General features: G+C 35.9%; 7 protein-coding genes and 1 other RNA gene. All 8 read left to right on the top strand.

The genetic code is table 11. From position 1 onward, the window contains the following. Window positions 1-88: 88 nt before the first annotated feature. The gene (ettA, locus tag ACFIJL_RS05835) at window positions 89-1738 is read left to right on the top strand and encodes an energy-dependent translational throttle protein EttA (RefSeq protein WP_273790793.1); all 1650 of its coding nucleotides are present in this window, start codon (window positions 89-91) and stop codon (window positions 1736-1738) included. Between the two features lie 665 nt (window positions 1739-2403). Further along, the gene (locus ACFIJL_RS05830) at window positions 2404-3342 is read left to right on the top strand and encodes an ArsR/SmtB family transcription factor (protein WP_375623401.1); all 939 of its coding nucleotides are present in this window, start codon (window positions 2404-2406) and stop codon (window positions 3340-3342) included. Window positions 3343-5936: 2594 nt separating this feature from the next. Further along, window positions 5937-6314: a hypothetical protein gene (locus ACFIJL_RS05825; RefSeq protein ID WP_375623399.1), complete on the top strand. Its 378-nt coding sequence runs from the start codon at window positions 5937-5939 to the stop codon at window positions 6312-6314. A gap of 1352 nt (window positions 6315-7666) precedes the next feature. Beyond that, the gene (locus tag ACFIJL_RS05820; RefSeq protein WP_375623397.1) at window positions 7667-8176 is read left to right on the top strand and encodes a lytic transglycosylase domain-containing protein; all 510 of its coding nucleotides are present in this window, start codon (window positions 7667-7669) and stop codon (window positions 8174-8176) included. Window positions 8177-8260: 84 nt separating this feature from the next. Next, an RNA gene (gene rnpB, locus ACFIJL_RS05815) (RNase P RNA component class A) lies at window positions 8261-8648 on the top strand. 263 nt (window positions 8649-8911) lie between these two features. Next, window positions 8912-9910, top strand: a complete 999-nt coding sequence (gene rsmH / locus ACFIJL_RS05810; RefSeq protein WP_375623395.1) for a 16S rRNA (cytosine(1402)-N(4))-methyltransferase RsmH — start codon at window positions 8912-8914, stop codon at window positions 9908-9910. After that, on the top strand, window positions 9907-10311 hold the full coding sequence (locus ACFIJL_RS05805; RefSeq protein WP_375623393.1) for a hypothetical protein: 405 nt from the start codon (window positions 9907-9909) through the stop codon (window positions 10309-10311). Before rsmH ends, ACFIJL_RS05805 begins: the two co-directional genes overlap by 4 nt. After that, window positions 10311-12053, top strand: coding sequence for a peptidoglycan D,D-transpeptidase FtsI family protein (locus ACFIJL_RS05800; RefSeq protein ID WP_375623391.1), 1743 nt, complete (start codon window positions 10311-10313; stop codon window positions 12051-12053). Before ACFIJL_RS05805 ends, ACFIJL_RS05800 begins: the two co-directional genes overlap by 1 nt. The last annotated feature ends 6 nt before the right edge of the window (window positions 12054-12059 follow it).

Below are 12059 nucleotides of genomic sequence, written 5' to 3'. Positions count from 1 at the left end.
AGTGCTATTTACTGTACTGTTTCAAAAAGCAAAAGCAGTTTTTTTCAAAATCCTAATCTTTAATATCGCATAATATAAAGAGAAATTTATGGCACGTCAATTTATCTATCATATGGCTGGGCTTAACAAGTCTTACGGCAATAAAAAAGTTCTAGAAAATATTCATTTGTCTTTTTATCCAGATGCGAAGATCGGTATTTTAGGGCCGAATGGTGCAGGGAAGTCAACTATTTTACGTATTATGGCTGGGCTAGATAAAGAATATACGGGAGAAGCATGGATTTCTGAAGGAGCACGCTGTGGTTATCTACCACAAGAACCTTTGCTTGATGCGAGCAAAGATGTACGTGGTAATGTGATGGAAGGTGTTGCAGATAAACAGGAAATTCTTGAGCGTTATAACGAATTGATGATGAATTATAGCGAGGAAACGGCTGATGAAAGTGCACAGCTTCAGGACATTATTGACAGTCAGAATCTTTGGGATTTAGAAAGTCAAGTGGAAATGGCTATGGCTGCTCTTGGTTGTCCGCCAGCCGATGGGGATGTAACAAAACTTTCGGGTGGTGAGAAGCGGCGTGTTGCACTTTGTAAATTGCTTTTGTCAAAACCTGATTTATTACTTTTGGATGAACCGACAAACCATTTAGATGCTGAAACGACGGCTTGGCTTGAGAGGCATCTACGTGAATATCCAGGGGCCGTGCTTTTGATAACCCATGATCGTTATTTTCTCGACAATGTCACGGGTTGGATTTTAGAGTTAGATCGCGGTAGAGGTATCCCTTATGAAGGGAACTATTCTGCTTATTTGGGGGCTAAAGCCAAGCGTTTGGCTCAAGAAGGTCGTGAAGAGGCGGCGCGTCAACGTGCGTTATCCCGTGAGCAAGAATGGATCGCTTCTAGTCCAAAGGGGCGACAAGCAAAGTCAAAAGCTCGGATTAAGGCTTATGATGAGTTGGTTCAAGCAGCACGTGAGCGCCGTCCTGGAGAGGCGCAAATCATTATTCCTATTGGAGAAAGATTAGGACAAGTTGTTATTGAAGTTGATAATCTCTCTAAAGCTTATGGCGAACGTGTGTTGATTGATTCTCTTTCTTTTAAACTTCCTGCTGGGGGTATTGTTGGCGTTATTGGAGCCAATGGTATGGGAAAGTCGACCTTGTTTAAAATGTTGACGGGACAGGAACAGCCTGATTCAGGTCAAATACGTATCGGTGAAACAGTTCACATGAGTTATGTAGATCAGAGTCGCGATTCCTTGGTGGGGGATAAAACTGTTTGGGAGGAAATTTCTGGTGGAAATGACATTATTAAATTAGGCAAATATGAGATGAATAGCCGCGCTTATTGCGGGGCTTTTAATTTCAAGGGGGCAGATCAGCAGCAGAAGGTGGCAAATTTATCAGGAGGGCAGCGCAATCGCGTACATTTGGCGAAACTTCTAAAAGAGGGGGGGAATGTGCTTCTTCTTGATGAACCGACAAATGATCTTGACACTGAAACATTGGGTGCATTGGAAGATGCATTGGAAAATTTCGCTGGTTGTGCAGTTATCATATCGCATGATCGTATGTTTCTTGATCGATTGGCAACACATATTTTAGCCTTTGAAGGTGATGGTCATGTAGAATGGTTTGAAGGTAATTTTGCTGAATATGAGGCTGATAAAGTTCGTCGTCTTGGGGCGGAATCTCTTAATCCTAAGCATGCAAATTATAAACCTCTTACACGCTAGAATTTTTTTTATCTCAACTTTGTTGGAATAATAGTGTATTTTATTGCGTTTGTTATTTCATAAATAAAGTGTGTGTACTCTGTGGGAGTTTTTATTCATTGAAAAGAGTAAGAGACACTTTATGAAATTATGACCTAAATAGGGTTATTCTACTCATGATATATAACCGGTTATTTTTTGTAAAACTGCAATGAAAAAGAGGGGATGAAGAGTATAGTACTATTTCTACGAATGCTCTGGTCATTGAGCATTATCATCTTTACTTAATAAAAATGCAAGCTGGCATTATTATGTTATTTTTTCTCAATAGTATGCAGTTCTTGTTTTGAGGTGGGCATAAAAGGTATTTTTATCCATCTGTCCCCTCCGTTTATGAGCTGTAAGAGAATGATTTGGATTGATTTATCATGAATAGATTTGAAATGAGAAAAATTTACGGTATTCCGGTTTTTTATTCAAGTTAAAAATGAATGAATTATTATTATAAATCAATGTATTCTCATTATAACGAGAAGCAGGGAGATAAGATCTGTTGGTTTTTTACATTAGCCTATTTTTTTCATAGTATGATAAAATGACAAGAACAAAATAGATGAGAATATGCGCCTTATGCTTGACTTTTTTTCCTATAAACAAATGTTTATAGGAATGTTTAGGGGGTATTTATGAAAAAAAGTGCAAGTTTAGATGCAATGATTGTGCTGTTGAAAGCGGTCGCAGAAGTAAGCCATTTACGTGTTCTTAGGCTCTTACATCATGAAGATTTAACAATTCCTGATTTTATTTTTATTCTTGATCAGTCGCAAGCGTGTATATCACGATATTTACGTTTATTGTACGAAGCACGATTGATTGAGCGTTATCAGAAGGGGGATAGCCTTTATTTTAAGCTTTGTCATGATTTTTGGGGTAAAGACATTGTGATGGGTGTTCTTTCGGCTTTGCCAAAGAATGATGTGTTGTTAGCGCATGATTTAGAACGTTTGAAGGATGTTAAAAAGCAGCGTCAAAAAACGAGGAAGAAGCATTTCTTACAAAATGCATTGCAATGGGATGTATTACGGTCATCCTATATGGCAGATCATGGTGTAGAAAACGCTTTACTTGAAACCATTGGCGATAAACCATTTCAGACGATGCTGAATATTGGAAGAGGTGGAGACTCTATCTTAAAATTGTTTTCTAATCTTTATACGCATGCGGTTCAAGTCGTGCTTGATAGCAATGTTTTTCACTTGTCTGTTGGAGATACAACTTTTGATTTAGTTATTCTTCATTGGGTTTTACATTTTCTTGAAAATCCTGAAATATTTCTTCATGAGATATCAAGCGTTTTGCGTCCTCATGGCCGTTTATTGATTGTGGATTTTGGTTATCATGAAATTGAGCCTTCATATTCTGATCAAGTGCATATGCGTCTTGGATTTTCGGCTTTACAAATAGAACAATGGCTTAAAAATTCGGGATTTGTTCTAGAACAAACGGTTTGTCTTACTCCTATACAAAATGAAAACAATGAGGAGGGTATGGTTACGCTTTGGCTTGCTCGTGATCCGCGTTTATTGGTTGACGATATCAAAGATAAACAAGTAGATTTTGCATAAATCGCGTTTGTTAATGTGCTTTATTCTCTGATTTTTCTCAAGGAATAGCGTAAAGATAAAACTTTCTTCAATCATTGATAAGCTATTGTTTTTTACATTTGTATTATGTTTTTATATGGGAGTATTGGTGTTTTATAAGGGCGTGTAGGCTGTATAATGAAGCACCTTCTATAGAGTTAAGCCTATGAGGATCATTATTTAAGGTGTCTTGATATTATATTTTATTAGCCAATATATTGATTTTAAAAGATCATTGATTTTTTTAGACTCAATGAGAGGTTTGAATACAGGAATATTTTTTCATTTCAAATTTCCTGTTTCAGAATCCAAAAGAGTCTGTTTGTCTGTTACAAAAGAAGGTATTTATCTTAATGATACCGTTTGTAAAAGAAAATACATCTTTCATACATTTTCTAAATGTGAGAGCGGCTGCAATATGATATAATGCCGCACAATATAATATAGTGATGGCTCATACCTTCATAAATGTCAAAGATGGTGGTGCCCAATAGATTTTAAAATGTCTCTTTAAAACAGATTTTTAGATAAGAAGTACCTTAGAATTTTTAGTGAGGAGTGCAAAAAGATGCTCTAAAAAGACGAAAAAGTAAAAAGGTGAGACAATGCATGATTTTCATTATTTAAAATACAGCGTTATGAGCGTGTTTGAAAGTCGTAAAGGCAAATGAAAGGGATGGTAAAGATAGCAATAGTTTTTTATCTTTGGGCTTTTATGTTTCTTCCAAAATGAATGATGGCTTTTTAAGATTTCTCAAACAGATGTAAATATTTTTACTCTAATTGGGCATATAAAAGCTAGAACTTTTCACATGGCTCTCATTTGCTCTAATCTTTATTTCAAACATATTGCTATGTTTAGAGCAGGTGTTGATTTACAAGTAATAGAAAAAGTAAAAGCTTGGTAGATGATGCCATAAAATTACTCATAAATTGGTAATGATTGGAGTGATATTCTGAATTTTAAAAACATTTTGTACAACAACGGTTATAATAACGCATCTGGCTTTACGTTTATTTCTTCCTATAAGCATTCATCTATGTGTTTTGCATTATATTCATAAAAATAAGATCGGCGATGATCTATGGATAGTTCGTGGCTGAAAGTAGGAAAGAAAAGCGTGATATTACACTAAAGTTTCGTATCTCTTTATCATGAGAAGTTATGAAGGTTATTAAATAAGTCCATTGTTCTTGCCAAACGTATTTTCTTTCTTTTTATGTTTGCCGCTCATCTTATGACGCAGTCCGTGGGTATAGCGTAAAATTGATAGGGCACCATCGTCTTTAGTTTAAATGAAAGTTGTAAGCCGGCATTATCGTTTTATGTTTTTTATCCATATGCTTCTTCTTGTTTGTGATGTGCGATAGTATGGCTATTCATTGATTCAATAGACGAAGATTGAAAATAAGGGAACCTTACGTTCTTGAGATCTCTCATGTAAATTGTAAAATGATGAGTTATGATTGCAAATCAATGAATTGTTTACGTTAGAAGAACAGACTATAACAATTTTTGAGCATAGAAATTACTATGTGTATTATTTTACGGGATCATTTAAATGATAGAGATTAAGCAAAAATGTCTGCATTGATCTCGGTTTGTTATGTTAAGATGCGTTAGAGACTGTTGGTTATTGTAAAATGATTTATCGTGATTTGCAATGACTGTAGGGCGTGATTCGAAGCAAATACCGTTAGAGCTCTCATTTTTTCATAAGATTAAGCTGTTTAAATTTTTCATTGATTGTTACATGAGGGATGTAACAATATTTTAATGATCATTTACAGAAATTTTTTATAAAAATAGATAAGATTTTATTTCTATAATTTATTGTTTTATATGAATAATTCATAGATTTCTTGCAAGAAAAAGTTTTTCATTTTTTACGGTTATTTGTGTAAGATTTTAAAAATCTACGTTTTTCTTTTTGTGGTGATTGCTGTTGGAAAAATGATTCTACTTTTACGTAGTTTGATTTTTATAGGGTGGATACGTAGAAATTACTGTTTTTTTAATTATGATCATCAGAGTTATGAAAGAAACTATTTAAAAGTTATAATGATCGTAGATTCTAATTGGTGCTTCTAGAAATAAAATTGCTTCAAATTGGGTCATTTTGAACTTTTTTTGCCTAAATTTAAACATTTTTAAATAATTTATAATTCTTTTATGTTTTTTTGCGTAGAAGATGATAAGAATTTCTTGTTGTTTAAAGAATTTTATTCCATAGCAAGAATATTGCATCGGCTATCTTAGTGGTTGATGTGAGAGGACGATCGGGGAACCTCCTCCCCCCCCCCCGCGTGGATCCCCTAGATTGTCTGGCCTGACTGAGGATTTCCTCAGTCAGGCTTTTTATAATTGTTTTAGGGGATGTGTAAGGTTTTATAGGGGGGAAGTGTAAGATCTGTTATTGTTTCGCCTATAGTACCTAAAGTTTTGTTAGGCGGATAGTGTTAGCGTATTCATTTTGAATAATTTGATTTTTCTTTATTGAGGCATTGTTGAATGCTATAAGGGAAATCATAAAAGGAATCTATGTTTGTATTCTGTGATCTTTAGGTAAGAGATAATGGAATCTTTTTCGCATCGTATTATTTTTGTTTTATTTGTATTTTTTATTTTTGGCGCTGTCTTTTTTGCTTCTCGAAGTAGTGTTGTTTATCAGTTTTTTTCCAGTCGCTCTTCTTTTTCTTCTCAGCAGCTTGATGTAACAGAGGAGGAGTTATTAGAGAGATTATCCGTATCTTTTCCAGATATTATCAAGCATCTTTCTAAGATGACCCCTCAACAGCAAGAGTTGTTTATTGCGCAGCTGCGTCGTGATGTAACTGCGCTTGCTGTTAAAAGTGGTCAGAGTCGTGAACAGGCTCAAAAATCTGGTGAAACTGTTGCTATGGCTCTCTCGAAAGCGATTTCTCGTCCTTCCATTGCTAATACTTATTTTTAGCTATTTTTTAATCGCGCTTTTGGGTTTTATTTTAAGGAGCAAGAGCTTTTCATGAAATCTTGAAAAGTGCGAGGAGATAATCAATTTTTAAGATAATTAACAAATTTATCTTACTCAAAAGGTAAGCAATCGGAGTATAATGGTAATGTTGCAATTATTACAGGAGAGATAGAAAGTCTATTAAGGGTATTGGTCAAGTTAATTGCATTATCAAGCGCTACAATGACAAAAGCAAAAGCGGTATTGACTATAATAAAACACATTAACTGCATTTTATATGTCAGTTATTTTTTATTTGATATGAGAAAATAAAAAATTTTTAAAGGATTTAAGCTTCCTTTGTTCTACGGATTTTAGGATATTTATCCACTTGTATTATTTCTGAAAATGAGGTGCAAGGCTAATAAGATGATAGTCTGTAACAAATAAAAAATATTTGAATGAAGATGAGAGGTCTATTTTTATTTTAAAAGGCTTTGGGGGTATTGAGCTTTCTAACATTTTTCAAAAAACAGACAAAAATCATTGTTAAGCTTTGTTGTAGGGAAAAAGACAGATATATTTTTTAGTATATTGTTCTATAATGATAATTTATCATTTTCATCTTGAGTAAGAATCTTAAGAATTGTAAAATTCTCTCATTTTAAATTTATCCATGGTGAAAAAATTAAAATCAGTTTCTTGTACACCACAAGTAGGAGGCTTGTGTGGATAAAAGCTCTTTAAAAAAGGAATTAAAAAGCTTCTTTGAGACATCTTGAGAGCTAAAAGTCTATTGCAATATTTTGAATTGGTAAAGAGTATAATGGTTTTAGTATATTTATGAATTTTTTATGCGCAATGATGGGGGGATTTGTTGAGGTTTTATCGGACATAAAGAGTGTAGTGGGTGTTTATTAACCAGAAAGAAGTGTTGATAACGGTTTATATTTTTTGTGAAATTTTTTTGATATCGAGGATCTTCGATAAAGATGGTTTCGTCTCTATTGCTTTGTGGAATTGATCTCAATAAAAAATTTAATCATCGTATGTAAAAAATATCATATCTCTTTAAAGTGCTATTTTATAATATAAAAATCGATTGATACAATAGATATAGCAGAACTTGATAAAATATATCATTTTAGTTAATATGATATAAGTTGAGTTATAGTCTTTTAGTTTTTTTATTTGATGATATAGAGAAATCTATAATTTATGTATAAAGAGTTTTTCTTTTTATAAAGAATTTTATCTTGAAATTGTCTTAATATTTCCCTTTTCAAGCCGTTTTCTTGCTTTCTTTTTTTGTACAATACATTTGGAAATTATTTGCGGTTAGAATTTGAGAATTTTTGAGTGAGAGAAAGAAAATGCAATTTTTGAAAATCTTGTTAAATACAGCGTATGCTGTATTTTTTGTGTTTGATATAAGTTTGGCTCATAGTGTTTTAAATGTTGCAGAAACAAGAGAAGGCTTAGGGAGTGTTGCTTCTCAGATTTCTGCTCGTCCTTATGAGTTTCTTATTCAGAAACTTGCAAATAAATATAATGTTCCCGTTAATTTAGCACATGCTGTTGTAAAAGTTGAAAGTAATTATAAGGCACGTATAAAGGGGGCTGCTGGCGAAATAGGTTTGATGCAAATTAAACCCTCTACTGCACGAGGGTTGGGCTTTAGTGGTTCTGTACAAGATTTGTACGATCCTGCGACCAATCTTGAATATGGTATGCGTTATTTGGCACGGGCATATAAACTCAGTGGTGGAAGTACGTGTGGTACAATCCTGAAATATAACGCAGGCCATGCGGCAAAAAAAATGAATTCCATTTCAGCGAAATATTGCACAAAAGTAAAAACTTATCTGGCTTCATTAAAATAAAAACATCTGTTGAGAGAGGTTTGTCATAAAATATTTTAAGATGCTATTTCCACTGAGCAAAAAATGTTTTATAAACCTAGGATGTCAGTCGGCTGGGCAGCCGCGCTTGTCCAATGCTGAAATGCGGCAGGTGAGGAAAGTCCGGGCTCCATGGAAAAACGGTGCCGGGTAACACCCGGCAGGGGTGACCCTAGGGAAAGTGCCACAGAAAGTAAACCGCCTATTTTTATAGGTAAGGGTGAAAGGGTGGAGTAAGAGCCCACCGCGCATTCAGTAATGAATGTGGCAAGGTAAACCCCACCGGGAGCAAGACCAAATAGAAATGACGTGCAATTAATTTGCAGCCGATTTCCGGGCGAGTCATTCGGGTAGGTTGCACGAGGCGGATGGTAACATCCGTCCCAGATGAATGGTTGCCATGTAAAGTGTAAGCTTTACTATACAGAACCCGGCTTATAGGCCGACTGATATTTCATGATTATACGCGGTATTTTATAAGATCGATTCCATATGGGCTTTCATGGAGTTGGTGTGTTTGAAATGTATCTTTGAACAAAGAATATTTAAAAAAATTATAACATTTCTTTAAGCATAATGCGTTAGGATGCGTATCGGGATAACTTTAGCTTTTTGTTCATTGTGATTGATGTGAAAGTTGAAAGTTGAGTTATTCTGATATCAATTACCATGAGAGAGCTGTTGATTTGAAACAGCATAACTTCAAGACGGATTATTTTGATAAAGCAGGATCAAAGAGCTGAACGCCATATTCCAGTGTTGTTGCAGCCAGTTTTGGCTGGGCTTATGCCATTGGTTGGAGCAAAAGTGATTGATGGCACCTTTGGTGCTGGTGGTTATACGCGCGCTTTATTAAAGGCAGGGGCACAGGTGATTGCTCTTGATCGTGATCCTTATGCTATTAGTGCGGGACAATCGCTTGTTGATGAATTTTTTCCACGCCTTCGTTTGGTACACATGACATTTTCACAGCTCGATCGTGTCGTTGAAGAGAAGGTGGATGCGGTTATTTTGGATATTGGTGTCTCTTCAATGCAGCTTGATGAAGCAGAAAGAGGCTTTTCTTTTCAAAAAGATGGTCCCTTAGATATGCGAATGGCTCAGACTGGTTTTACAGCCAGTGATGTTGTCAATCATTTAAAGGCAAGGGATTTAGCGCGTATTTTTAAGATATTAGGAGAAGAGCGTTATGCGGGACGAATTGCACGGATGATTGAAAAGCGTCGTGTTGTTCAGCCTTTTTTACGTACGGGTGATTTGGCGTATGCTATCGAAGCGTTGGTAGGGCGTAAGCCGGGAGAGCGTATTCATCCTGCAACACGTGTATTTCAGGCTCTTCGTATCTATGTTAATGATGAAATTGGTGAATTGGCGCGTGGTTTATTTGCTGCTGAACGCGTTTTAAAAGCTGGAGGCCGTTTGGGGGTTGTCAGTTTTCATTCTCTTGAAGATCGTATGGTCAAAAGATTTTTTTCGGCTCGTTCTGGAGAATGTGGGAGATCACGCTATTTGCCTGAAATAAAGGCTGCTCCAGCAACATTTTTTCCGTTGTTTAAAGGTGGGATAACGGCAACCAAAGAGGAGTTACAAAAAAACCCTCGTTCACGTTCTGCGCGGTTGCGTATTGGTGTACGGACTGAGGCAGAGGCTCTTGCAGAAGATATGAAATTATTTGGTTTAGCAGAGATTGTCAGTTTTGAAGGCAGCAAGAAATGACAGTTTTTCGTACATTTGATATGATTTTAGTGATGATTATGATTTGTATGGCAGGTCTTACTTATAAGGTAAAATATGATGTTCAAAAACGAATGAACGAAATTCGTCATCTTGAGCATGAAATTGCTGCAGCAAAAAATACGGTGAGTTTGCTTCATGCTGAGTGGGCTGTGATGATCAAGCCTTCGCGCATGCAAAAACTTGCGAAACGTTATCAAAAAGAACTTGGATTAGAAGTTATACAGCCGCGTCAAATCGTAGAATTGAAGGACATTCCGGTACGGGTACATGATCCAATTGAAGAATTGATTAAACAAAATATTTTGGAAGATAATCAAGATATTTTGGCAAATCGGCGAGATTTTCAGATGAATGGTGTTGTCCAAAAAGGCGTGCAGTGATGAAGTCGACTTTTTTATTCTTACAGAAGAAAAAGCACTTTAAGAATTCGTTGAATAATCATAATGTTTCTGTTCGTCGTTCCTATTCCAGTCGTCCACGTTTGCTTTTTTCGTTGTTCTGCTTTTTAATTTTATATGGCATCATGGTGGCTTGCCTTATTTCTTATGGGTTGGAAGGTGGACAGATTGAAGAAGCAAAGGGGCCAGGAGTTCTTCAATTGATGGCACGGCCTGATATTGTTGATCGTAATGGTCGTTTATTGGCAACAGATATTAAAACTTATTCACTTTTTGCTGAGCCACGACGTATTATTGATGTGGATGAAACAATTGAATTGCTCTCAACAGTTTTGCCTGATCTTAATTGGCAGGAAACCTATAAGCGCTTAAAAAGAAAATCTGGTTTTTCTTGGATACAGCGTGGGTTAACACCAATGCAGAAGACACAAATTATGGCCCTTGGTATTCCAGGAATTGGTTTTCGGACTGAAATTCGTCGTTTTTATCCCGATGGACCTGTAACTTCCCATATTCTCGGCATGGTGAATGTTGATAATCAAGGCATTGCAGGTATGGAAAAATATATTGATGATGCGGGTTTGAGTGCTCTGCGTGCTGCTGGTCTTGCCATGGAAGAATCATTAAAACAAGTTCAGCTTTCGATTGATGTGCGACTTCAGGCAATTGTCCATGATGAACTTATTGAGGCTATGAAGCGTTATAAGGCAATTGCTGCAGGAGCTGTTATTTTAAATATACATACGGGAGAAGTTTTGGCTTTGGCATCACTACCAGATTTTGATCCTGGAAACCCTATTGAAGCTTTAAAAAGTGATCGTCTCAATCGGATGACGGCCGGAACATTTGAAATGGGATCGATTATTAAAAGTTTTACGACCGCCATGGCACTTGATTCCAATATTTTTCATTTAAACAGTATTATTGATGCTTCAAAGCCAATAAAGGCAAGTAGTGGATATATGATTCATGATTTTCACGGAAAAAATCGTCCCTTAACGTTATGGGAGGTTTTTGTTTATTCTTCCAATATTGGTTCTGCTAAAGAGGCATTGGCGATAGGGATTGATAAACATCGTGATTTTTTGCAAAAACTTGGGTTACTGGATCGACTCGTAACAGAGTTGCCTGAAGTTGCTCATCCTATTGTGCCACATCATTGGAAGGAGATCCATTCTATGACAATTTCTTTTGGGCATGGTATGGCAACAACACCTTTGCAAACAGCCGTTGCGGCGGCAGCTTTAATGAATGGTGGTTGGTTAATTCCACCGACATTTTTAAAACGTACAAAAGAACAAACTTTGCACCATGCAAAACGGGTTTTGCAAGCTAAAACAAGCCAAAATATGCGTTACCTTTATCAATTAAATAGTGATATTGGTTCTGGACGTAATGCAAAAGTAGAAGGTTATCGTGTAGGTGGTAAAACAGGAACTGCTGAGAAAGTTGAAAATGGAAAATATTCTAAAACAAAAAATTTCAATAGTTTTCTAGCTGCTTTTCCTATTGATGATCCTGCCTATGTTATTTTAACAATTATCGATGAACCAAAGCCAGAGGAGGGAACACGTTCAGCAACAGCGGCAATGAATGCTGGACCAATGCTTGCTAATATTGTTCGTCGCACGGCTAGTCTTCTTGGTGTAAAACCAGATTTTAAAAAAGAATATGAGCCTCTTTTAAGTAAAAAGAGCCATTCAAGTTTCGTTAAACAACGGTAAAATGAA

The sequence above is a fragment of the Bartonella sp. TT119HLJHH genome (assembly GCF_042193385.1).
Lineage (GTDB): Bacteria > Pseudomonadota > Alphaproteobacteria > Rhizobiales > Rhizobiaceae > Bartonella.
Note: the sequence above shows the minus strand (reverse complement) of the source record. Positions and strands in the feature narration are given on the sequence as shown.